19 protein-coding genes are annotated in these 22,288 nt (G+C 70.4%); 4 read left to right on the plus strand and 15 right to left on the minus strand.

Annotation, left to right across the window (positions count from 1 at the left end; all coding sequences use genetic code 11):
• Window positions 1-483, minus strand: a complete 483-nt coding sequence (locus KPL78_RS17475) for a DUF302 domain-containing protein (RefSeq protein WP_219764268.1) — start codon at window positions 481-483, stop codon at window positions 1-3.
• A gap of 69 nt (window positions 484-552) precedes the next feature.
• Window positions 553-1,662, minus strand: a complete 1,110-nt coding sequence (locus KPL78_RS17480; protein ID WP_219764269.1) for a Kelch repeat-containing protein — start codon at window positions 1,660-1,662, stop codon at window positions 553-555.
• A 120-nt stretch (window positions 1,663-1,782) separates the two neighbouring features.
• On the opposite strand from KPL78_RS17480, the gene KPL78_RS17485 reads away from it, so the two are divergent.
• Window positions 1,783-3,348, plus strand: coding sequence for an ABC transporter substrate-binding protein (locus KPL78_RS17485; RefSeq protein ID WP_219764270.1), 1,566 nt, complete (start codon window positions 1,783-1,785; stop codon window positions 3,346-3,348).
• Window positions 3,349-3,398: 50 nt separating this feature from the next.
• Here the strand turns inward: KPL78_RS17485 and KPL78_RS17490 are convergent, their stop codons facing one another.
• Window positions 3,399-3,731 (minus strand): GIY-YIG nuclease family protein, encoded by a 333-nt coding sequence (locus KPL78_RS17490; protein WP_255569150.1) that lies wholly within the window; start codon window positions 3,729-3,731, stop codon window positions 3,399-3,401.
• An 84-nt stretch (window positions 3,732-3,815) separates the two neighbouring features.
• Between KPL78_RS17490 and KPL78_RS17495 the strand changes: the two genes are divergently transcribed.
• Entirely contained in the window at window positions 3,816-4,370 is a 555-nt protein-coding gene (locus KPL78_RS17495; RefSeq protein WP_219764272.1) for a DUF2239 family protein, read from the plus strand.
• Window positions 4,371-4,379: 9 nt separating this feature from the next.
• Here KPL78_RS17495 and KPL78_RS17500 read toward each other — a convergent pair whose 3' ends face one another.
• The 7 genes from KPL78_RS17500 to KPL78_RS17530 form a co-directional block, all read right to left on the minus strand.
• Complete coding sequence (locus KPL78_RS17500) at window positions 4,380-6,674, minus strand: molybdopterin guanine dinucleotide-containing S/N-oxide reductase (RefSeq protein ID WP_219764273.1); 2,295 nt, start codon at window positions 6,672-6,674, stop codon at window positions 4,380-4,382.
• Between the two features lies 1 nt (window position 6,675).
• On the minus strand, window positions 6,676-7,629 hold the full coding sequence (locus KPL78_RS17505; protein ID WP_219764274.1) for a sterol desaturase family protein: 954 nt from the start codon (window positions 7,627-7,629) through the stop codon (window positions 6,676-6,678).
• Between the two features lie 225 nt (window positions 7,630-7,854).
• Window positions 7,855-9,000, minus strand: coding sequence for an OmpA family protein (locus tag KPL78_RS17510; RefSeq protein WP_219764275.1), 1,146 nt, complete (start codon window positions 8,998-9,000; stop codon window positions 7,855-7,857).
• Window positions 9,001-9,262: 262 nt separating this feature from the next.
• The gene (locus KPL78_RS17515; protein WP_219764276.1) at window positions 9,263-10,036 is read right to left on the minus strand and encodes a polysaccharide deacetylase family protein; all 774 of its coding nucleotides are present in this window, start codon (window positions 10,034-10,036) and stop codon (window positions 9,263-9,265) included.
• Window positions 10,020-10,964, minus strand: coding sequence for a YVTN family beta-propeller repeat protein (locus tag KPL78_RS17520; RefSeq protein ID WP_219764277.1), 945 nt, complete (start codon window positions 10,962-10,964; stop codon window positions 10,020-10,022). Before KPL78_RS17520 ends, KPL78_RS17515 begins: the two co-directional genes overlap by 17 nt.
• Window positions 10,965-11,524: 560 nt before the next feature.
• Window positions 11,525-12,082: a peptide-methionine (S)-S-oxide reductase MsrA gene (gene msrA / locus KPL78_RS17525; RefSeq protein ID WP_219764278.1), complete on the minus strand. Its 558-nt coding sequence runs from the start codon at window positions 12,080-12,082 to the stop codon at window positions 11,525-11,527.
• A 49-nt stretch (window positions 12,083-12,131) separates the two neighbouring features.
• A complete protein-coding gene (locus KPL78_RS17530; RefSeq protein WP_219764279.1) occupies window positions 12,132-16,475 on the minus strand; it encodes a calcium-binding protein in 4,344 nt (1,447 codons plus the stop codon).
• A gap of 118 nt (window positions 16,476-16,593) precedes the next feature.
• Here KPL78_RS17530 and KPL78_RS17535 point away from each other — a divergent pair, with 118 nt between their 5' ends.
• Both KPL78_RS17535 and KPL78_RS17540 read left to right on the plus strand, forming a co-directional pair.
• On the plus strand, window positions 16,594-17,238 hold the full coding sequence (locus KPL78_RS17535; RefSeq protein WP_255569151.1) for an MBL fold metallo-hydrolase: 645 nt from the start codon (window positions 16,594-16,596) through the stop codon (window positions 17,236-17,238).
• On the plus strand, window positions 17,238-18,479 hold the full coding sequence (locus KPL78_RS17540; RefSeq protein ID WP_219764280.1) for a serine hydrolase domain-containing protein: 1,242 nt from the start codon (window positions 17,238-17,240) through the stop codon (window positions 18,477-18,479). Before KPL78_RS17535 ends, KPL78_RS17540 begins: the two co-directional genes overlap by 1 nt.
• Here the strand turns inward: KPL78_RS17540 and KPL78_RS17545 are convergent, their stop codons facing one another.
• The 5 genes from KPL78_RS17545 to gnd all read right to left on the minus strand — a co-directional run bounded on the left by KPL78_RS17545 (window position 18,480) and on the right by gnd (window position 22,232).
• Entirely contained in the window at window positions 18,480-19,172 is a 693-nt protein-coding gene (locus KPL78_RS17545; RefSeq protein WP_219764281.1) for a 2OG-Fe(II) oxygenase, read from the minus strand.
• Window positions 19,169-19,450 (minus strand): methylated-DNA--[protein]-cysteine S-methyltransferase, encoded by a 282-nt coding sequence (locus KPL78_RS17550; RefSeq protein WP_219764282.1) that lies wholly within the window; start codon window positions 19,448-19,450, stop codon window positions 19,169-19,171. Before KPL78_RS17550 ends, KPL78_RS17545 begins: the two co-directional genes overlap by 4 nt.
• A gap of 84 nt (window positions 19,451-19,534) precedes the next feature.
• A complete protein-coding gene (locus KPL78_RS17555; RefSeq protein WP_219764283.1) occupies window positions 19,535-20,743 on the minus strand; it encodes an FAD-dependent oxidoreductase in 1,209 nt (402 codons plus the stop codon).
• Complete coding sequence (locus KPL78_RS17560) at window positions 20,740-21,258, minus strand: gluconokinase (RefSeq protein WP_219764284.1); 519 nt, start codon at window positions 21,256-21,258, stop codon at window positions 20,740-20,742. Before KPL78_RS17560 ends, KPL78_RS17555 begins: the two co-directional genes overlap by 4 nt.
• A complete protein-coding gene (gnd, locus tag KPL78_RS17565) occupies window positions 21,255-22,232 on the minus strand; it encodes a phosphogluconate dehydrogenase (NAD(+)-dependent, decarboxylating) (protein WP_219764285.1) in 978 nt (325 codons plus the stop codon). Before gnd ends, KPL78_RS17560 begins: the two co-directional genes overlap by 4 nt.
• Window positions 22,233-22,288 lie beyond the last annotated feature (56 nt).

The raw sequence follows: 22,288 nt of genomic DNA on the forward strand, positions 1-22,288 counted from the left end.
TCAGCCCACCGCCTGCGCGACCAGGCCGGCGATGAAGGTGTCGGTCGCGCGGCGGCCATCCGGCGGCACGGCGATGCCATGGCGGGCGAAGAGGCGCGTCGCGATATCCTCGCCGGTGCTGCGCGTGACCTGGGTGCGGCCGGCCTCGTCCTGCCAGACCAGCACGCGCATGGGCAGGTCGATGGCGAGCAGCGGCGTCGCCGCCATGGCCGGCGTGCCGGCGCGCGGATTGCCGAACAGCACCACGGTGCGCGGCGCCAGCGTCATGCCGACGGCGCGCGCGGCCGCAGCATGGTCGATCTCGGTGAAGACGACCCAGCCCTCGGCGCGCACCGCGGCGCTGAAGCGGTCGATGGTCTCGCGCACCGGATGGGGGCTCGGCACGGTGACGAGGCCGGAATCCTGGGCCGCGGCCGGTCCGGCGGCAGCGGCGACGGCGCCGCCGGCCAGGGCGATGCGGCGGCGAAGGGTGGGGCTGGGCATGGGGCGGTCTCCGGGCTGGCCTCGGCTGGCCTTCGCCGCCGGCGGCCGCCCGGTTACGCGCCGCCGGGGTCAGGTCGGCGTGAAGGCCTCATGCACCGAGGTCTGGATGCCGCCGCCCACGATCGGCCCGCCACCGGCAACATGGATCCAGTCGCCCAGCAGCGCCGCGCCAAGGCCGTGCCGCGGCGTCGGCATCGGCGCGTGGCTCTGCCAGGTGTCGGTCGCGGGGTCGTAGGATTCCAGGCTGCCGATGACCCGGTCGATCGGACGGTTCTGCGCGTCGTAGAGCCGTTCCTCACCGCCGAAGCACCACATGCGACCGTTCAGCAGCACCATGCCATGGCCCGAGCGCGGTGTCGGGATCGGCGCGCGCAGCCGCCAGGTGTCGGTGGCGGGGTCATAGACGTGGTGCAGCGCGGTGTTGTTCTCGAAGGTGTTGAAGCGACCGCCGATGATGTGGATCTTCCCCTCCCACACCGCGACGCCGACATGGTCGCGCGCGGCAGGCATCGCGCGCAGCAGGGACCAGCGATCGGCCTGCGGGTCATAGACTTCGGTCCAGCCGATCGAGGCGCGTTCCGCCGCCGGATCCGTCGCGCCGCCGATGACGTAGATCTTCCCCGCCACCGCCGCGACGGCCGCCGCCCCGCGCGGGCGGGACATCGGCGCGATGCGGTCCCAGCGGTCCTCGGCGACGACATAGACGAAGCCGAGCGCATCGGAGGCGCGGTTCTGCTCGGTGAAGCCGCCCAGGGCATAGATCCGCCCGGCATCGGCGACGACCGCGACATGGTTCGCCCCGCGCGGGATGGGCGCGGCCTCGGTCCAGCGATCGGCGCCCGGATCGTAGACGTGGTGATAGGGCTTATCGACCTGGCCCTGCGCATAGCCGCCGATCACGTGCAGCTTGCCGGCCCAGGAGGTCGCCCAGGCCATCTCGCTGCGCGGCAGGGGCAATGGCGCGCGCGACACCCAGCGCCCCGGCGGGCCGGCCGGCGCCGGGCTGTCGATCACCCGCTGGGCAAGCTGGTCGGGCGTCAGCCCCTGGGGATTCGGTCCGCGCAGGGCGGACATCTGGTCGGCCGGGATGTTCCCGCCGCCATGGGCGTGCTGCGCGCGCGCCATGCCGCCCGAGGCCAGCAACACCGCCCCCGTGGCCATCATCGTCCTGCGGTGCATGGATGCCTCCCGTTGCGATCCGCGCATGATGGTGGCCCCGGCCGCGCGCCATGCAAGTGCCCATTCTCCGGGCATCGCCGGCATGCGAGACTGGGGCTTTCGGAACGACCCGGGAAGTCCATGCGCAAGACCAGCCTCGCCCTTCTGCTCGCCGCGACCGCGGCCCTGCCTGCCACGGCACAGACCCTGACCATGGGGGCCGGGGCGCCCTCCACCTCCCTCGATCCACATTTCTTCAATGCCGCGCCGAACAGCTCGGTCGCCGCGCACATCTTCTCGCGCCTCGTCGAGCGCGACGCGCAGGTGCGTCCTCAGCCGGGCCTCGCGGAATCCTGGCGCGCCATCTCCGACACCGTCTGGGAGTTCAAGCTGCGCCCTGGCGTGAAGTGGCATGACGGCCGCGACTTCACCGCTGACGACGTAGTCTTCACCTTCGAGCGCGCGCCGAACGTGCCCAACAGCCCCGGCGGCTTCGGCGGCTTCCTGCGCATGGTCGACCGGGTCGAGGTGGTCGATCCGCTGACCCTGCGCATCCACACCAAGGCGCCGCATCCGCTGCTGCCGGTGGACCTGTCCTATGTCTTCGTCATCTCGCGCCATGCCGGCCAAGGCGCGAGCACCGAGGACTACAACAACGGCCGTGCGACGATCGGCACCGGCCCCTATCGCCTGCGCGCCCATACCCCCGGCGAGCGGGTCGAGTTCGAGCGCAACGACACCTATTACGGCCCGCGCGAGCCCTGGCAGCGCGCCATCTGGCGCGTCATCGCCAACGACACGGCGCGCACCGCGGCGCTGCTGTCGGGCGATGTCGACCTGATCGACCAGGTGCCATCGACCGACATCGAGCGCCTGCGCGCCAACAACCGTGTCGCCCTGCACCAGATCCAGGGCCTGCGCATGATCTACCTGCAGGCGGATTTCTCGCGCGACGGCAATGTGCCGGGTGTCACCGACAATGCCGGCCAGCCGATCGCGACCAATCCCTTCCGCGACCTCCGCGTGCGCCGCGCGCTGTCCATCGGCATCAACCGCCAGGCGCTGACCGATCGCGTCATGGAAGGCACCGCCGCGCCGTCCGGGCAGTGGCTGCCGCCGGGGGTCTATTCCTACAACCCGGCGGTGCCGGCGCCGGCCTACGACCCCGACGGCGCGAAGCGGCTGCTTGCCGAAGCCGGCTTCCCGCAGGGCTTCCGCATGGTGCTCACCACGCCCAACGACCGCTATCCGAACGATGCGCGCACCGCCCAGGCTGTGGCGCAGATGTGGACGCGCATCGGCATCCGCACCGAGGTGAACGCGCTGCCCTGGTCGTCCTTCTCGGCGCGCTCGGCGCGGCAGGAATTCGGCTTCCGGCTGGCCGGCTGGGGGTCCTCGACCGGCGAGGCCTCCTACGCCGCCATCAACATCATCGGCACCTACAACCGCGAGCAGCGGCGCGGTGCGTCGAATGCCGGGCGCTATTCCAACCCGGCGATGGACGCGCTGGTCGACCGCGCGACGGCGACGCTGGATGACGGGGACCGCGAGCGCGTCCTGCATCAGGTGATCCAGGTGGCGATGGACGACCAGGCGGTCATCCCGCTGTTCCACCTGATCAACACCTGGGCCACGCGCCGCGGCCTGAACTACGAGGCGCGGATGGATGAGAGCACACGGGCGATGGCGGCGCGTGAGGCACCGTAACGCCGGTCCGGAAGGTGCAGCGGGCCGGGAAGCAGCACCCCTTCGACGGGTCAGATCTTCTCGGCCGCGAGCCTTTCGGCCCAGACGGCGAGGCGGGCGCGCAGTGTCCGGTGCAGGTCGCTGCCGGTCTCCTCGGTGTCGAGGCGCTCCACCTCGCGGAAGGTGAAGTCCTCCCCGCACCGCGCGCTCCAGGCGGCCTGGAGCGTACGGCAGGGATGCCCGCCGAGGCGAAGCTGGAACGCCGTGCGGTTCCACACGGTCGAGAGGTCGGGCGCGAGCCCGACCCAGCACTGGCCGGCCTCCGGCCCCATCACGGCGAAGATGCCGGCGGCGACCTTGCGTTCCCTGTAGGCGGTCAGCAGCGCCTTGCGGTCGGTCTTCATGCGGTGATGGTCCCCTGGTGTCGGCATATTTTTACCCGGGTATAATTGACCTGTCCATCGGCCGCGAATAGGCTCCGCGGCGCCATGACCGACACACCCATCGACCATTTCACCGCTTTCGAGGGCGCGCGCCTGCTCGCCGATGGCAGCCTTGCCGATGTCGCCCTCGCCGTCCGGCGTGCCCTCGATGCGCGCCCGGAGGCCGGCATACTGGTCTTCGAGGATGCGCGCGGGACGGTGCGCGATCTCGACCTGCGGGGTGACGAGACGGCGCTGCGGGAGCGCTACGCGCCGCCGGCCCGGAGCCGGGGCCGGCCTGCGCTCGGCGTGGTCGCCCGCGAGGTGACCCTGTTGCCCCGCCAGTGGGACTGGCTGGCGACGCAGCCGGGCGGCGTCTCGGCGGCGCTGCGCCGGCTGGTCGACCAGGCGCGCGCCACCCATCGCGACGCCGACACCCTGCGCGCGCGGCGGGAAGCCGCCTATCGCGTCATGTCCGCCGCCGGCGGCGACCTGCCAGGCTTCGAGGAAGCGGCCCGCGCGCTCTTCGCCGGCGACGATGCGGCCTTCCGCGACCGCCTCAAGGGCTGGCCGGCGGATCTGCGCCGCTACGTCGAGCGCCTGGCCGGCGGCACGCCCTAGCGCCCGGGGTCAGCCCCCGGGCGGATCGAAGGCGCGGATCGGCGGCAGGTTGCCGGTGAAGGGCTCGACCTCGACGCTGGTGAGCTGCCCCGTGCAGCCCTGGGCCAGCCGGGACGTCCCGACATCCCGCGTCAGCACGTTCGGGTTGCCGTGGACGCAAAGCGCCTTGGCCTCCTGCGGGTCCTCGGGGTCGTACCAGGCACCGGTCGGCAATTGCACCACGCCCGGCCGCACATCCGCGCTGACCGAGGCCGTGGCGAGGCAGGCCCCGCGATCGTTGAACAGCCGCACGATGTCGCCATCGGCGATGCCGCGCGGTGCCGCGTCCTCGGGGTGGATGCGCATCACCTCCCGCCCCCGCCGCTTCTTCGCGCTGCTGTGGCCGCCGAAATCGAACTGGCTGTGCAGCCTCGTCGCCGGCTGGTTGGCGACCAGCCACAGGGGCCGCCCGGCCGCCGGCGCGTCGGAAGGTTCCAGCCAGGCCGGATGGCCGGGGCAGTCGTCATAGCCGAAGCCCGCGATGGTCTCGGAGGAAAGCTGGATCTTGCCCGTGCGCGTCGGCAGCGGCGCGCCCTCCGGGTCGTCGCGGAAGGCGCGGATGATGCCGCCATCGTCCTCGCTCTGCGGCAGGGGCAGGAAGCCTTCCTCCCAGAACTGCTCGAAATCCGGCGCGTGGTGGCCCTGCTCCGCCAGCGCCTTGCGCGTCGGTTCGTAGAGATGGCGCAGCCAGCCGCGGGCGTCGCGCCCTTCGGTGAATTCCTGCGCCCGGCCCAGCCGTGTGGCGAGGTCCGTGAAGATCGCATAGTCGTCGCGCGCCTGGCCGAAGGGCTCGGCGATGCGGTGCATGGCGACCATCAGCGGATCGGTCGGCGCGGCGCCGATATCCTCGCGTTCCAGCGTCATGGTGGTCGGCAGCACGATATCGGCGTGGCGCGCCGTGGCGGTCCAGGCGATCTCGTGCACCACCAGGGTTTCCACCGCCGCGAAGGCCTGGCGCAAGCGGTTCAGGTCCTGGTGGTGATGGAAGGGATTGCCGCCGGCCCAATAGACCAGCCGGATATCGGCATAGGTCAGCTTCTGCCCGTCATAGTCGAAGGGCTTGCCCGGGTTCAGCAGCATGTCCGAGATGCGCGCGACGGGAATGAAGGCGCCAACGCCGTTCTTGCCCTGCGGCAGGGCGGCCGCCGGCACGGCGTTGTGCCGCTTGCCGTAATGCGCGATCGACCCGAGCGCGTAGTTGTAGCCGCCGCCCGGCAGCCCGTGCTGGCCGAGCATCGCCGCCAGCACGCCTGCCATCCACACCGGCTGCTCGCCATGCTCCGCACGCTGGAGGGAATGCGCCATGGCGATTAGGCAGCGCTTGCCCGCCATGCGCCGCGCGAGGCCCGCGATAGTGTCCGCCGGGAGGCCGCAGATCGCCGCCGCCCATTCCGCGGTCTTGGGAACGCCGTCGCTGCGCCCGGTCAGATAGGTCTCGAAGGCCTCCCATCCCGTGCAGTAGCGGGCGATGAATTCGGCGTCGTGCAGCCCCTCGGCCAGCAGCGTATGCGCGATGCCGAGCATCAGCGCCGTATCCGTACCCGGCACCGGGGCCAGCCATTCGGCCCCCGCTTCCTCCGGCAGGTCGTCGCGCAGCGGGGAGATGTTGATGAAGTCGCAGCCGCGTTCCCGCGCCGCCTTCATCGAGCGCCGCTCGATATGCTGCGAGACCCCGCCGCTCGCGACCATGGAGTTCTTCAACGCCATGCCGCCGAAGGCGACGCAGATCTCCGTGTGTTCGACGATGGCTTCCCAGGTGACGTTGCGTCGCGCCACGGAATCCATCGGCCCGAGGAAATGCGGCAGGATCACTGCCGAGGCCCCGGCCGAGTAGGAATTGACCGACTTCACATAGCCGCCGAGCGTCGTGTTCAGGAAGCGATGCACCTGCGATTGCGCGTGGTGGAACCGCCCGGCGGAGGACCAGCCATAAGACCCGCCGAAGATCGCCCCCGGCCCATGCGCATCCCGTACCCTGGCCAGTTCGGCGGCCAGCAGGTCCAGCACCTTGTCCCATTCCATCGGGATGAACTCGTCGCGCCCACGCCGGTCATCCTTGCCGGGGCCGCGTTCGAGCCAGCCGCGCCGGACCATGGGCTGGGCGATGCGGGCGCGGTGGTGCAGCGCCTCGGGGAAGTTCTGCAGCAGGGGGTTGGGGTCTGGGTCGCCCGCATAGGGCTCGACCACCAGCGTCCCGTCCCGCCATCCTGCCGAAAAGACGCCCCAATGGGATGAATGCGGGGCGAGGCGGGGCGGTGCGTTCATCTCAGGCTCCGGATCGTCCGGCGATCGCGCCGGCCATGCGCTTCAGGCCGACCCATTGTTGCCGCAGCCAGCCGCCCGTGGCCAGGGCTTCCGGGCCTTCGGGATCGCCGGTGCGTGGGAAGACGTCGCGGCGGAAATCCGCTGTGCCGAAGATCCAATCCCAGACCGGGAACAGCACCGCGTAGTTCTTGCCCATCTCGGCGACCGACAGGATGCCGTGGTGCAGCCGGTGGAAACGCGGGGAGACGACCAGCCGCTCGCCGACCGAACCGAAGGACAAGCGCACATTGGCATGGGACAGGCTTTCGGCGAGGCGCATGACCAGCACCAGCAGCGGGAACTGGCCGGGCGGCACGCCGATCAGCAGGGCGATGGTGCCGAACCACAGCGCGGCGAGGATCTCGTCCAGGATGTGGTTCCGGTCATCCGTCCAGAAGGTCATCTGGCGCTGCGCGTGATGGATGGAATGCAGCGCCCACCACCAGGCGAAGCGGTGCTGGAAGCGATGCCGCCAGTACTCCCCGAAATCGAGGACCACGGCATAAAGCAGGAAGGCCCACACCGGATGGTCGCGCAGGCCAGGGATCAACGTCTCGAGCGTTGGCGGCACGAAGCCGGAATCCGCCACGGTCCCGGCCCACCAGGCGCTGAGCGAGTTCAGCAGCACGAAGGCGATCAGCGGCAGCACGCCGAGCCTCGTCAGCAGCGTGTACAGGATGTCGGTGCGGATGGCGCGGCGGTCGGTGACGGGCTCGACCGGCCGCCAGGCCTCGAGCGGCCGGCAGACCACATAGACCACCAGGATCGAGAACACCCCGAAGAGGCCGAACTGAACCCAGTCCAGCGCATCCTCGGCATAATCCATCAGGCCGAGCGCGTACATGGCGGGCTGCACGACGTGTTCGAACAGCCAGCCGGTAATGTCGTCGAGGAAGCGGGTGAAAGTCTCGGTCATCGAGGCCGCAATCTACGCCGGCAGGCCGCGCCGAGACAGTCCCGCCAAGATGAAAGCGGCGCCATCCGGCACCCTTTCCGCAAGCGTCAGAGACCGTTTGAAGAGTCAGGCACTGCCCCCCATCCGGCCACCCAAAGACAGTATCCTGAATGGGGTGGCCGGATGGGACTGTGGGCCGGTTCCGGACGCGGAAATGCGCCGTCCGGCGCATTTCCAAACACTCTCTCAGCGCAGGATGATCTCGACGCGCCGGTTCTGCGGTTCCCGCGTATTGTCGGGGGTCGGCACCAGCAGGTTGGTCTCGCCGAAGCCGCGGGCGACGATCTCCTGCCGCGGCACGCCGAGGCGGATGAGCTCCGCCGCGACCGCATTGGCGCGGCGCACCGACAGGCCCTGATTGTACTGGGCCGAGCCCGAGGTGTCGGTATAGCCGTTCACCTCGATGCGCGTGACGGCCTGCTGCGTGCGGGCCTGGGCGGCCTCCGAGACGATCTGCCGCGCGCGGTCGGTCAGGTCGGCGCGGTTCCAGTCGAAGAAGACGAGGAAGGTGCGCGCCGGCACCGGCGCGACCGCCGGGGCGACCGGCGCCGGCGGCGGGGCGCTGTTGAAGGCGTAGCGGACACCGACCAGGATGGAGTGGTTGAAGTTGTCCACCTCCACCGTGCTGCGCCGGAATACGCCATTGGCATTGACCGCCGTCGCATCGAGTTCCGGCGAGAGCGTGCCGAAGAAGCGGTATTCGGCCGTGATCGCGAGGCCCGGCACCGACTGGATCGGCAGCGCCGCGCCGACGATCGCCTGGTAGGCGAAGCGCCCATCCGTGCCGTTCACCTGGAACTGCGGAAGCGTGCTGCCGGCCGTGCTGCGCGCCCGCAGGTTCACGCCGTCATATTCCTGCCAGGCATAACCGGCGCCGATACCCAGATAAGGCTGCACCACCCAATGGTCGGTGGCGCCGAAATCGTACAGGACATTGGCCATCACGCCGTACGACTTGACCAGGCCGCCGGAATTGCCGGTGAAGCCCCTGGCGGTGACGCTGTCGACCTCATTGTAGCGGAAATTGCCCTCGAGCTCGACACGCAGGCCGTTGCCGAAACCCCAGCCGACGGACAGCACGCCGGCGAAACCGGTCTCGAAGGACGCGTTGAACCCGCCCGAGGGCGTGAGGCCGAGATTGTTCGGATTGACGTCGGAGGCGTCGATGAAGCTCTGGAGGTTGCCGCCATCGGAATCGGTCAGCCAGTTCACGCCGGCCCCAGCGCCGATATAGAGGCCGTTCACCGCCTGGGCCTGAGCCACGGAGGGCGCGGCAAGCGCGGCCGGCACGGCCAGGGCGGTCGTGAGGAGGAGGAGGCGTGTCCGGGTCATGGGTTCTTCCCCTGAAGCGATATGCTGAGAGCGGCGTCGGCAAAGCCCACCCCGCATGGCGACAAGCGCCTCGCCCCCCGTTCCGTTTCACGGGCCAACCTGGCCTTGAGCCGACTGTGGCCTGAATGTCACAATTTTATTGCAGGATAGAATTCAAGAGGGGCGCACGGCGACTCGCTTACCCTCTTGGGGATTCCCACCATGCATTTGATATAATGTAATTTTCAGTGCCTCTTCGTGCCCAGCGGAAGCTGAAGCGGCGTCAGCGCCGCCCGCCCGGCGGCAGCGTCGCAAAGCAAAATCCGCGGGCCTGGAGGCCGGTGATCACCGTCTCCAGCACATTGGCATAGGGGTCGCGGCGGGACCGGATGCCCCAATGCATGACCAGCACCTCGCCGTCGCGGATGGTCGACAGCGCCCGGCGTGCGAGCGCCTCGTTGGGATTGGTCTCGCTCGACAATTCGTCGCCGAGGAAGCCATGCGCGGTCCAACCCTGGTGGTGTAGGCCGCAGGCCTCGGCCATGCGCAGCGCGCCCGGGGTGGTGATGCCACCCGGCGCGCGCCATAGCGGCAGTACCACGGCATCGGGCGCCAGGGCGCGCAGGCGTTCGATCGGCTGCTCCAGCTCCCGGCACAAAGCCGCCTGGTCGAGCACCGCCTCCCCTTCCCGCCCGCGCGAGGCGTAACGCGTCCGCCCCGGCCCGGCATCACCGCGGAAATACCAGTGGCGGTCGGTGTGGGAGGCGAAGACGTGGCCCTCCGCGACACGCGCGCGCCAGAAGGCGGCCCAGCTCGGATCGAGGCTGCGCTGCCCCGTGAAGGTCGGTTCATTGGCGACGAACAGCGTCGCGCGGACATCGTGGCGCTTGAGGATGTCGGCGATCTGCTCCGCCTGCCGCCCCCAGCCCGTGTCGATGGTGAGGTAGAGCGTCCCCGCCGCACAGGACGGCGCCGTCTGCGCCGCCGCCGGCAGCGCGCCCAGGACCAGCGACAGGACGCCGGCGAGGCGCGCGAAACCCTTAGACCTGCTCGGCACGGACGGTCTGGAAGAAGATGCCGTGCGGGCTCCGGCCCACGCGGTTCGTCTCGTATTCCCCGGTGCGGGGATCGACCCGGGCGATCCGCCCGGCCCAGCGCAGTGTCACCCAGAGATGGCCGTCGGGCTCGAAGGTGATGCAGTCAGGGCCGCCGGAGATTTCGATGATGCGCCGGACGTCGAGGGTGGCCGGGTCGATTTCGGCAAGCCGGCTCTGCACGCGGCTGGTCGCCCAGAGCGCCTTGCCGTCCGGCTGCGCGAAGATGGTATGCGCACCGCGGCCGATCGGGATCTGGCGCTCGATCTCCTTTGTCACGGGATTGAGCACGGCGAAATGGTCGCTGCCCATGATGCCGACGATCAGCCGGTCATTGTGCCAGATGATCCCGGCGGGCTCGCGCCCGACCGGGGTCTCCCACAGCGGCTCGCGCGTCTCCATGCTGATGGCAATGACCGTGCCGGTGCCCTGCAGCGTGACGTAGACGATCTTGCTGTCCGGCCGGAACGCCATGTGGGACGGCTTGTCCGGCGTGCGCAGCCGGGCCAGCAGCGTCAGGTCGGACGCCTGGTAGATGTCCACCTGGTTGCGCCGCAGGCTGCACACGACGAGGTGCTGCCCGTCCGGCGAGAAGGCCAGGTGATAGGGATTGGAGACGCGCTCGCGCCGGCGCGGCTCGCCGGTCATCGGGTCCACGATCAGCAACTCGTTGCCGCCGGAATCGGCGATCAGCAAATCGCGGCCATTGGGGTGCATCACAAGGTGGTGCACCTCACGCAGCGCCGGGATGCGACGGACCTCCTGCCGGGTCGCGGCATCGAGCACGAGGATGCTCGAGTCACCGGAATTCAGCACGAAGATCAGGTCCGCCGCCGCCGGCCGTGCCAGCAACAGCAGGGGGGAAGCTAGCAGAAGAGCGCGACGGCGCATGGGTCGGACCTATGGGTGTTCGCGACGGCCCTCGGGGGGAGGCCGCCAGGGGCGGAACCTGCGCCGCGCCGACCGGCGAGGCAAGCACGGAGTCAGCGCAATGCGATGCCGATGACGCGGATCAACGGCACGCTCGCCAGAGTGGTGCGGGGACAGTTGCCGGCAACCTAACCGGCCGGCGCGGCGGAGGGGTTGGCCTCTATTCTGCGCTGGGAATTGGAGGGGCTTTGCCCCTCCAAACCACCTCACCAAAGGCCACAGGGCCTTTGGAAACCGCCACCTGGCGCAGGGCGCCACGGGCGGGATCAGTGCCGAAAGCCGCGCCCGTGCACATAGAGACCCATCCCGCATCGGGACGGGCCAATTCACCAGGATTCTCCCCTGGGCCCGTCCGCAACGGCTCCGCCCCGGATTCCAAGACCCCGTCAGAAGCCTGGCGCAGCCTCGGCAGCCAGAACATCAGTGCTGAAACCGGTTTCCAAAGGCCCTGCGGCCTTTGGCGGGGTGAGGTCTGGAGAGGGGCGGAGCCCCTCTCCAGTCGCGCCCGACGCGCCAGCGCGTCAGGCCGCCGGCCGTTTCACCCGGTCGGCAAACACCTTGCGGAACTTCAGCACCTTCGGCGCGACCACGGCGCGGCAATAGCCGGACCAGGGGTTGCGCGCGAAGTAGTCGTGGTGCTCGGGCTCGGCCGGCCAGAAGGGCGCCTCGGGCACCACTTCAGTGACCAGCGGGCCGTCCCAGATGCTGGCCTTCGCGACTTCCTCCATCACCGCCTTCGCCGTTGCTTCCTGCTCGGGCGAATGGGTGAAGATGATCGACCGGTATTGCGGCCCGACATCTGCGCCCTGGCGGTCCTTGGTGGTGGGGTCGTGGATGGTGAAGAAGACCCGCAGCAGATCCGCGTAGGACAGTTCCTGCGGGTCGAAGACCACGCGCACCACCTCGGCATGGCCGGTCTTCTTGCCGCAGACCTGTTCATAGGTCGGGTTGTCGACGTGGCCGCCGGCATAGCCCGGCATGACGGACACCACGCCGCGCAGTTCCTTGTACACTGCTTCAAGGCACCAGAAGCACCCGCCGCCGAGGGTTGCGGCCTCATGCCCAGCCTGTGCGATCATTCCTTGCTCCTTTCGTGGCTCTGCTGCTTCGCCATGTGGGGTGCCGCGGTTACGCAAGGAAGACGAAGTCGTCCGCATGCAGGGCGGTCTTGGCGACGCCGGCGAGTTGCACCGAATCCCCCGGACCCATGTCGAGGATCGCGCCGTTCGTCCCCTGGCGGGTCGATGCCATCAGCGCCTCGAAATTCGTGAAGCCGAAGCCCTGCAGCAGGACACGGTCCTGGCCCGGCGTGAAGCCCGATATCGCGTCCAGGCCGGAACCGGGGGCGAAGACGAAGGTGTCGCGCCCGCCCTCGCCATAGAGGATGTCGTTGCCGCCGCCGCCCACCAGCGTGTCGTTGCCGCCCCGGCCGAACAGGATCTCGGCCGCCGCGCCACCGGTGATGCGGTTGGACAACTCGTTGCCGATGCCGGTGGTCGGGCCCTCGAGGGTGAGTTCCTCGACATTCGCCGAGAGCCTGAAGGTCCCGGCGAAGCGGGCGATGACGCGATCCCAGCCTTCATTCGCATTCTCGACGGTGCCATCATTGGGTTGGGACGCGATGAAGACATCGTTGCCGGGCCCGCCATTCATCACGTCGTAGCCGCGCCCGCCATCAAGCCAGTCATCCCCCGCGGCGCCGCGCAGGACATCGGTCGCGACGTCGTCGCCGCCCAGCAGCGTGTCGTTGCCGGCATCGCCGATCAGATTGTCCCGGCCCAGCCCGCCTTCCAGAATGTCGTTGCCGTCGCCGCCGTAGATGATGTCGTTGCCGGCTTCGCCGAACAGGTGGTCGTCACCGATGCGGCCCTGCACCCGGTCGACCCCGCCGCCGCCCCAGATCGTGTCGTTCCCGCCCTGGCCGACCAGAAGGTTGTTGGCCTCATTGCCGACGATCCGGTCATTGCCGCTGGTGCCGAAGCCGTATCGATTGCCGGCCCCGGGGAGGATGATGAACCATTCGACATTCCCCCGCATCGTCCAGGAATTGCTGGAATAGACGGTGTCATCACCACCATCCACGGGCTCGACGACGATCTGGCCCGGCAGGTTCAACTCATACCGGTCATTACCCGTCCCGCCCCAGAGCTTGTCGTTTCCGCCGCCCGCAATCATCACGTCGGCGCCGGGGCCGCCGTCGATGACGTCAGCCTGGGGACCGCCGACGATCCAGTCGTCCCCCGCGCTCCCCCGCAGCGTGTTCACGCCATCGCCGCCGGACAGGGTGTCGTTGCCAGCGTACCCCACGAGGGAATCGTTGCCGAGGCCCCCCAGAAGCCAGTCATCCCCGATGGTGCCCGCGAGCACATCCTTGAAGTTGGTGCCGATGACGACCTCGATGCCGCTCAAGGTATCGCCCAAAGCCGCGCCGCCGATCGTCTTGCTCGGCAGCATGACGGTGACGCCCGATGCCGCATCCGAGTAGGAGACGGTGTCCCGCCCGTCGCCGCCCGCCACCAGGTCCTGCCCCGCACCGGGCCGCAGGAAATCGTCGCCCACCCCGCCGTCGAGCGTATCGTTTCCGGCCCCGCCTTCGAGGCTGTCGGCGCCGTCCCGACCCTCGAGCCGGTCGGCATGGGCGCCGCCGAGCAGGCGGTTGCGCCCCGCCCCGCCCAGCAGCGTCACCGGACCGGCGACGGCCGAGGCATCGACGCCTTCGAATCCCCGGACGATGCCGCCGCCCGCCACCTGGTCGAGGGCGCTGTCGAGCGTGATCGACGCCGCGCCGGTCAGGACGAGAATGTCGAAATCCTCGCCGCCATCGACGAAGGCATCGGTCGGGTCGTAATCGACCGTGTCGTCGCCCGAACCGGCATCGATGGAATCCGCCCCGGTGCCGCCGGAAATCAGGTCGGCGCCATCGCCGCCGGTGATCGTGTCCGCCCCAGCCCCGCCCCGCAGCGTGTCGGCACCGACCCCGCCATAGAGCCGGTCCGCCCCATCCCCGCCGTCGATCGAATCGCGCCCGTCGGAGCCCCAGAGGCTGTCATCGCCGGCGCCGCCCAGCACGGTGTTGCGGCCGAACAGGCCGTCCACCTCCTCAGCGCCGGGGCCTTCGACGAAGATCTCGTCATTGCCATCCCCTCCGTCCGTCCAATCGTCGCCGACGCCGCCCCAGAGCTGGTCGGCACCGCCGCCGCCCAGCAGCGTGTCGGCGCCGTCGCCGCCCAGCAGCCGGTCATCCCCGTTGAGGCCGGTCAGCCGGTCATGGCCGCCCAGGCCGAAGACCTCCTGACCGCCCGCCTCGGCGACCAGCGTATCGCCTGCCGCGGTGCCGACCAGGACACGGAAGGTGCCTTCGGCGAAGGCGTCGGGCGTCAGGCTGAGCGCGTCGCCGGGGCTGCCGAGCCGGATCACCACGTCGTCGGCGTCGAGAATCAGGTCCTGGTCGAGATCGACGACGAACCAGCCGCCCGCCCGGCCACCCCCCATGGTCGCCGGGATCCAGAAGGCCTGGTAGTAGCCGGGTCCGACGCCGCCGCCCGGCAGCGGCAGCCCGTAGCCGACTCCCGCGTTCAGGTCGCGCGATGTCGTGGCGCCGCGCCAGACCAGCGGCCCGATGCCCTGGACGCCGGATACCAGGCCGCCGGTCAGGCCGAGCGACAACCGGTCCCCCTCGGCCGGGTTGAAGTCGAGAATCCAATCCGGTGCGGCGCCGGTCGTCTCATCCAGATCGGCCGTCGAGAGATCGGCGACGAAGAGATCCGCCCCTGCGCCCCCGGTGATCCGGTCGCCGCCCGCCCCGCCCAGCAGGGTATCTGCACCCTCCCCGCCATCCAGCGTATCGGTGCCGGCACCGCCGTAGAGAAGATCCCCCTCCGTGCCACCCGACAGGCTGTCATCGCCCTCGTCGCCCCAGAGGAGATCCTCGCCCTCCCCGCCATCCAGCGTGTCGCGCCCGATGCCGCCGAACAGCATGTCAGGCCGTTCGCCGCCGATGAGCATGTTGCGGTCGTCGGGGGATTCGCTTTCGGGCGCGTAGGGATCGGCGGCGTAGAGCGTGTCCCAGCCGGAGCCGCCATCGAGCCAGTCGCTGCCGGGCCCGCCATGCAGTTCGTCCGCCAGTTCGCCGCCGAACAGCGAGTCATTGCCGAGGCCGCCATCCAGCACGTCGACGCCGTCATGGCCGAGCAGGCTGTCATCGCCATCCAGGCCCCACATGACGTCGTCGGTGGCGCCGAGGCCGATCAGGACATCCTGGCCATCCCCGCCGAACAGGCCGCCGAACTCGGTCGCGAAGTCGCTGGCGAGCAAGACGCTGGTCGCATGGCCTTCAGGCACCGCGACACGGATGAACACGTCATTGGCGCCGAAGCGGCCGTCATCGTCGAGGTCGGCCCAGACCTCGAAGCGCCAGGCCTGACCCTCGACGACGCGCCAGAGCACGTCGACATAGCCGTCCTGCACCTGCGAGGGATCGAGTTGGAGGCCGGAATCCTCATAGCCCTCGAAGACGAAATCGGCGGCCCCGACGTGGAACGCGATGACGCGCCAGACCTCCATCGCGCCGGGCAGCAGGATGCGGTCGCCCCCGGCGACGCCCGCCCCCTCGAAATCGACGATCAGGTCGGGGGCGGCGGGCGGGCTCTGCGACGTGTCGATCCGGTTGAAGATGAACAGGTCGTCGCCGGCGCCGCCGATCAGCCGGTCGCTCCCGCCCCCGCCCTCGAGGCTGTCATTGCCCCAGCCGCCGGCCAGCGTGTCGTCGCCCGACCCGCCGGCCAGGTTATCGCCCTGGAAGCCGCCGAGGAGCGAATCATCGCCCGCGCCGCCCAGCAGCGCCACGCCCATCGAGACGACGGCCGCCGCATTGGCGACGAGGGCCGAGCCGATGTTCTGGCCGCGCGCATCCACGCTGAACAGCGCACCGGGCTCGGGCGTGGCGCTGGTGGCGGTGGCGTCGTCCAGCGTCAGGCTGATGGTGCCGTCGCGGACCTCGATGGTCTCGATGCCGCGCACCGTCTGCGGGCCGAGGGCGAGGGTCTGTGTGCCGGCGATGGCAAGGCTGTCGCCAGCGCCGGCACCGCCATCGATGCGGTCATCCGGGTCGAGGGCGCTGCCGGCCTCGACATGGTCGTCCCCCGCGCCGCCGAGGACGCTGTCCGCCCCGGCGCGGTCCACGGCGAACCAGTCGTCGCCATCCCCGCCGCTGCGCAGGCTGCTCGACGGGCTGTCGAGGAACAGCAGGCTGCCGTCCTGGAAGACGAGATTGGCCGGTTGCAGCCCCGACCCGCCGAGGCTGATGCTGATCAGCCGCAGCACCTGACCGCCGACGGCGATGAGAAGGTCCGACCCGCTGGTCGAAAAGCGCAGCGACGCCGCGGCGATCGCGGGACCGAAAACGAGCGTGTCCTGGCTGGGCGAGAAGGACAGAGTCCCGCCCGCGACATCGGCAAAGGCGTAGGTCGTCATCGCATCCTGCGATCGCGTTTCGCGCAGGTAAACCGGATGTAACTCAACGCAGGGTTAACGACCCGGCGGAAATTGCCGTGCGCTAGACGGCATCGCGGGGCCGGGCCAAGGTCCGGCCATGAGCATTGCCGCCGCCATCCTGCCCGTGACCCCCTTCCAACAGAACTGCACCCTGATCTGGGACGACGAGACCAAGGAGGGCGTGGTGGTCGACCCCGGCGGTGATGCCGACCGCATCCAGGACGCCATCCAACAGGCAGGCTTCACCCCGACCCGCATCCTGCTGACGCATGGGCATCTGGACCACGCCGGGGCGGCGACGGAACTCGCGGCCGCGTTCGGCGTGCCGATCGAGGGGCCGCACCAGGCCGATGCCTTCCTGCTCGAGGGCCTGCCGGCGCAAGGCGCGCGCTATGGCATGGACTGCCAGGCCGTGACGCCCGATCGCTGGCTCGAGGAAGGCGAGACGGTGGACATCGCCGGACAGGATTTCGCCGTGCTGCATTGTCCGGGGCATACCCCCGGCCATGTGGTCTTCGTGAACACGGCCCTCGGCTTCGCGCTGGTGGGCGACGTGCTGTTCCAGGGCTCGGTGGGGCGGACGGATTTCCCCTATGGCGACCATGCCGCGCTGATCAACGCCATCCGCAACAAGCTGTTCCCCCTCGGCGACGACATCCGTTTCATCTGCGGCCACGGGCCCGGTTCGACCTTCGGCACCGAGCGCCGCACCAACCCCTATGCCGGAGAAGGCGCCCGCTGATGTCCATCATCCAGACCGACACCCCGCCCCTGCCGCCGGCGCGGCCCGAGGCGGTGGGCATGTCCGCCGCCCGCCTCGCCCGCATCCGGCCCGCGCTGGAACGGGAGATGGAGGCGGGGCGCTTCCCCGGCGGCGTGGTGGCGATCGCGCGGCGCGGCAAGCTTGTCCATCTGGAAGCCGTCGGCTGGCTCGATCCGGTGGCCAAGGTGCCGATGCCGGCGGATGCGATGTTCTCCATCGCGTCCATGACCAAGCCGGTCTGCGGCGTCGCGGCGCTGTCGCTCGTCGAGGAAGGGCGGGTGCTGGTCAACGACCCGGTCGGCGCCTTCCTGCCGCCGCTGATGGAGATGCAGGTCGCGAAGCCGACGCCGGGGATGCTGTCGGGCGACGGGCCGATCGAGCTCGAACCCCAGCGCCGGCCGATGACGGTGCAGGATGCGATGCGCCACACCACCGGCTTCGTCTATGGCGGCGGTGGCTTCGGCGCGACGGCGGTGCACAAGGCGCATCCGGGGTCCTCGCTGAACGTGGCCCGGGAATACGACGCCGCCGGGCTCGCTGAGGCGCTCGGCCGGACGCCGCTGCTGCACCATCCGGGCACGGTCTGGGAGTACGGCTTCTCGACCGACGTGCTGGGCCTGGTGGTCGGCGCGGCGGCCGGCAAGTCGCTCGGCACGGTGATGCGGGAGAGGATCTTCGAACCGCTCGGCATGGCGGAGACCGGCTATGTCCTGCCCGCGGGCGGCGAGGCACGCTTCGCCAAGCCATTGCCGGTCAGCCCCGCCGACGGGTCGCCGCAGCGCGTGGCCGCGCCGGTCGAGGCGCCGCGCCTCGAAGTGGGCGGGGCGGGGCTGGTCTCGACGGCGTCCGACTATCTGCGCTTTGCCGAGATGCTGCGCGCGGGCGGGTCACTGTATGGGGAGCGGGTGCTGTCCCCGGCGACGGTGCGCTGGATGGCGTCGGACCACATGAAGGGCGTGGCCGGCGGGCCGGAGACGATCGATCCGGGCCTCGAAGGCTATGGCTTCGGGCTGACCGTCGCGGTCCGGCGGACGCCGGGCGGATCGGCCTATATGGGCCAGCCGGGGGCCTTCGGCTGGTCGGGGGTGTTCGGCACCTTCTTCTGGGTCGATCCGGCCGAGGAACTCGCGGTCGTGCTGATGTCGCACGTGCCGGGCGAACTGCGCCGGCGCTACCGCGTCATCGTCAACATGCTGACCTACCAGGCGCTGGAGAACTGATCACGCGGCGTCGTGGAAGATGACACCGAGCGTATGCCGCCGCCCGCTGCGGAGGCGGCTGACACCGTGGCGGAGGTTGACCCGGTAGGTGCCGCGCGTGCCCCGCACGGGCCGGTGATGCACGGCGAAGATGACGCCTTCGCCCTGCGCCAGCGGCACCACCTCGGCGCGGGACTGCATGCGCGGGCGTTGTTCGGTCAGCACGAATTCGCCGCCCGTGAAGTCGCGCCCCGGGGCAGAGAGCAGGATGGCGATCTGCAAGGGAAAGACGTGCTCGCCATAGAGATCCTGGTGCAGGCAGTTGTAGTCGCCTTCCCGATAGCGCAGCAGCAGCGGCGTCGGGCGCGTCTGGCCGGCGGCGTGGCAGCGGGCGAGAAAGGCCTCATGCGCATCGGGAAAGCGAGGCGCGAGGCCCATCGCCGCGTTCCAGGCATTGGCGATCGGCGCCAGATGCGGCCAGAAGCCGGCGCGCAATGCCGCTACCGGATCGGGCAACGGGTTGCTGAAGTACTTGTATTCGCCGCGCCCGAAGCCGTGGCGCGCCATGACGATATGGCTGCGGAAGCGGGTATCGTCGTCGTAGAGCGCGGCGAGCGCCGCACACTCCGTCGCACCGAACAGCGGACCCGTGGTCGCGTAGCCGAAGACATCGAGATCGGCGGCGACGCGCGCCCAGTCGAGCCCCGCGATCACAGCGCGCCTTCCCGCATCAGCAGGGCATGCTTGCGCGTCGCACCCCAGCGCCACCCGCCGACGCCACCGGCGGCCGGCACCACGCGATGGCAGGGAATGACCAGCGCGACCGGATTGGCGGCGCAGGCGCGTGCCACGGCGCGGGCCGCGCCGGGCCGGCCGATGCGGGCGGCGACCTCGGCATAGGTCGCGGTGCGGCCGGGCGGGATCTGCCGCAAGGCAGCCCAGACGGCCTTCTGGAAGGGTGTACCGCGCAGGGCGAGGGGAAGGTCCGGCATGGGTCATCTCCGTTGCGTCGATGGCCCTGTCATGCCGCGGATCGCGCCGCGCCGCCTTCCGCGTGTTGCGCCGGCGCGGCCGCGCTACGGTGGCCCGGCCAGCCTCGCCGCCTCGCGATGCGTGAGCAGGCCCGTCTTGAGTCCGGCGAGAGTGCGCAGCATCTCCCCATGCAGCCACGGCACGACCTTCATGCGATCGAAGGTCAGGTCGCGCAGCCAGGGCAGCAGGCGGGAATCCGCCTGGAAGAAGGGCGTCATGATGGCGCTGGCGCGCTGGTAGAAGCGGATATGCGCGCGCCGCGCCGCGGCGTAGCGGGCGAAGGCGGCCTCGTGCCCCGGTTCCGCCGCCAGGGCATCGGCGAGCGCCAGCGCATCCAGCATCGCACTGTTCGCCCCCTGCCCGAGTTGCGGTGAGGTGGCATGCGCCGCATCGCCGATCAGCACGAGCCGGCCTCGCCAGGGACGTTTGGCGGTGAACTGGATGTAGCGGGCGGGGGTGAAGGCTTCGGGACCGGGCAGCGCGGCCAGCACCGGCGCGATGGGGGGCCAGAGTGTCGCGGCCTCCTCCCGCCAGGCGTCGAAGCGCGCGGCCCAGGCCGGGTGGTCCTCCGGCTTGAGCGACCAGAACAGCGCGGCGAGCGGCGGGCCATCCACCGTCGCACGCCCCACCGGCAGCCAGCCCAGCATCACCCGCGCGGCGATGTAGCGTTGCAGCAGCATGCCCGGCGCGAGACCCGGATCGGGTACGCTCGCCCAGACCGCGCCATAGGTGAAGGCGCGCGGCGCCCGGGGCTCCACCACCGCGCGGAGCGCCGATCGCGCGCCGGAGGCGTCGATGGCGAATTCCGCCTCGGCGAGCGTCGTGCCGGCCGTGTCGCGCAGGCGGATGCCGGTGGAGTCCTCGGCGATGCCGACGACCTCGCGCGCTGTCTCGATGCGCGCGCCGGATGCGGCGAAGGCGCGCCACAGCGCGCCATGCAGCGCCGCGCGGTGCACCGCGACCGCGTGCAGCCCCGGGGCCAGGTCGCCATAGTCGAGGTCGAAGACCGTCGCACCGCGATCCGTCGTGCCATGCAGCCGCGTGACGCATGCGCCGAGAGTCGCGATCTCCTCCCGCAGGCCGAGCCGGTCCAGCGCGGCGAGCCCGGTTGGTTGCAGCATCAGTCCGGAGCCGAGCGGCTTCGATTCCGCGAAGCGTTCCAGCACGGTCACGTCATGGCCGGCGCGGGCCAGCAGCGTCGCGACGGCGAGGCCCCCGACCCCGGCGCCGACGACAGCGATGCGGCGCCTCACGCGATGTCGCCGCGGCGGCGCAGGGCGGCGAGGGCCTTGGCGGCGATCGCCTCGGGTTCCGGATCGACGTCGAGGTCGATGACGTCCGCCTCGGTGTCCGGCGGTTCCAAGGTGGCGAACTGGCTCGCGATCAGTGAGGCCGGCATGAAATGGCCGACACGCGCCGCCTGGCGGGCCATGATGAGTTCCGGCGATCCGGTCAGATGCAGGAAGCGGATATCGGCATGCCCGTCGCGCAGCACATCGCGATAGGCGCGCTTCAGCGCCGAGCAGCCGATGATGACCGGCCTGCCGCCGGCGCGGGCGCTGGCGATGCGCGCGGCGATGGCGCGCAGCCAGGGCCAGCGGTCGTCATCCGTCAGCGGCGTGCCGGCAGACATCTTCGCGACATTGGATGCGGGGTGGAAGGCGTCGCCATCCTCGAAGATCCAGCCGAGGCGATCCGCCAGCAACCCGCCGATCGTGGATTTGCCGCTGCCGGAGACACCCATCACTACGATGGCGGCGACGGTCATTTGGGCTCCAGATGCCCGCCGAAGCCGGCACGCATGGCGGAGAGCGCCTTGGCGCCGAAGCGCGTTTCATCGCGCGAGGCGAAGCGGGCATAGAGCGCCGCGGTCAGCACGGGTGCGGGCACGGCGGTCTCGACCGCCTGCTGCACCGTCCAGCGCCCCTCCCCGCTGTCGCCCACCGTGCCGGTGTAGCGCGACAGCGCCGGGTCCTGCGCCAGCGCCGACGCCGTGAGATCGAGCAGCCAGGAGGTGATGACGGACCCACGCCGCCAGACCTCGGTGACATCCGCGAGATCGACGGTGATGCGGTGGTCTTCCGGCAAGGCCGGGCTGTCGGCGGCGCGCAGCAGGTCGAGGCCCTCGGCCAGCGCCTGCATCATCCCATACTCGACGCCGTTATGGACCATCTTCACGAGATGCCCCGCGCCATGCGTGCCGCAGTGCAGCCAGCCCTGCTCGACATTGGGCGAGCGGCCTTCGCGGCGCGGCGTCGCGGGAATGCTGCCGCGCCCCGGCGCCAGGGCGTCGAAGATGGGCGCAAGCCGCGCGACCGGGTCCGCCTCCCCGCCGATCATCAGGCAATAGCCTCGTTCGAGGCCCCAGACGCCGCCCGAGGTGCCGATATCGAGATAGTGGATGCCTTTCGGCTTCAGCGCGGCGGCGCGGCGCACATCGTCCTTCCAGAAGGTGTTGCCGCCGTCGATGGCGACATCGCCGGGCGCGAGCAGATCGCCCAGCGCCGCGATGGCGTCCTCGGTCGGCGCGCCGTGCGGCAGCATGACCCAGACGGCGCGCGGGCCGTCCAGCCCGGCGACGACGCCGGCCAGATCCGCCGCCCCGGTCGCGCCATCCGCGGCCACGGACGCCACGGCCGCCGGGTCGCGGTCCCACACCACGCAGTCATGCCCGGCCCGCAGCAGGCGCCGCGCGATATTGGCGCCCATGCGGCCGAGGCCGATGATTCCGAGTGCCGCCATGCCATCCCCTCCCCGAGAGGGCGATCCTTGCCCTCCCGGAAGCGGGGATGCAACGG

The sequence above is a fragment of the Roseomonas alba genome, from assembly GCF_019430885.1.
Lineage (GTDB): Bacteria > Pseudomonadota > Alphaproteobacteria > Acetobacterales > Acetobacteraceae > Neoroseomonas > Neoroseomonas alba.

What these genes read in the sequence shown, in the direction of transcription:
- KPL78_RS17475 (WP_219764268.1), bottom strand. Translation starts at nt 483, where the DNA reads ATGCCCAGCCCCACCCTTCGCCGCCGCATCGCCCTGGCCGGCGGCGCC.
- KPL78_RS17480 (WP_219764269.1), bottom strand. Translation starts at nt 1,662, where the DNA reads ATGCACCGCAGGACGATGATGGCCACGGGGGCGGTGTTGCTGGCCTCG.
- KPL78_RS17485 (WP_219764270.1), top strand. Translation starts at nt 1,783, where the DNA reads ATGCGCAAGACCAGCCTCGCCCTTCTGCTCGCCGCGACCGCGGCCCTG.
- KPL78_RS17490 (WP_255569150.1), bottom strand. Translation starts at nt 3,731, where the DNA reads ATGAAGACCGACCGCAAGGCGCTGCTGACCGCCTACAGGGAACGCAAG.
- KPL78_RS17495 (WP_219764272.1), top strand. Translation starts at nt 3,816, where the DNA reads ATGACCGACACACCCATCGACCATTTCACCGCTTTCGAGGGCGCGCGC.
- KPL78_RS17500 (WP_219764273.1), bottom strand. Translation starts at nt 6,674, where the DNA reads ATGAACGCACCGCCCCGCCTCGCCCCGCATTCATCCCATTGGGGCGTC.
- KPL78_RS17505 (WP_219764274.1), bottom strand. Translation starts at nt 7,629, where the DNA reads ATGACCGAGACTTTCACCCGCTTCCTCGACGACATTACCGGCTGGCTG.
- KPL78_RS17510 (WP_219764275.1), bottom strand. Translation starts at nt 9,000, where the DNA reads ATGACCCGGACACGCCTCCTCCTCCTCACGACCGCCCTGGCCGTGCCG.
- KPL78_RS17520 (WP_219764277.1), bottom strand. Translation starts at nt 10,964, where the DNA reads ATGCGCCGTCGCGCTCTTCTGCTAGCTTCCCCCCTGCTGTTGCTGGCA.
- msrA (WP_219764278.1), bottom strand. Translation starts at nt 12,082, where the DNA reads ATGATCGCACAGGCTGGGCATGAGGCCGCAACCCTCGGCGGCGGGTGC.
- KPL78_RS17530 (WP_219764279.1), bottom strand. Translation starts at nt 16,475, where the DNA reads ATGACGACCTACGCCTTTGCCGATGTCGCGGGCGGGACTCTGTCCTTC.
- KPL78_RS17535 (WP_255569151.1), top strand. Translation starts at nt 16,594, where the DNA reads ATGAGCATTGCCGCCGCCATCCTGCCCGTGACCCCCTTCCAACAGAAC.
- KPL78_RS17540 (WP_219764280.1), top strand. Translation starts at nt 17,238, where the DNA reads ATGTCCATCATCCAGACCGACACCCCGCCCCTGCCGCCGGCGCGGCCC.
- KPL78_RS17550 (WP_219764282.1), bottom strand. Translation starts at nt 19,450, where the DNA reads ATGCCGGACCTTCCCCTCGCCCTGCGCGGTACACCCTTCCAGAAGGCC.
- KPL78_RS17560 (WP_219764284.1), bottom strand. Translation starts at nt 21,258, where the DNA reads ATGACCGTCGCCGCCATCGTAGTGATGGGTGTCTCCGGCAGCGGCAAA.
- gnd (WP_219764285.1), bottom strand. Translation starts at nt 22,232, where the DNA reads ATGGCGGCACTCGGAATCATCGGCCTCGGCCGCATGGGCGCCAATATC.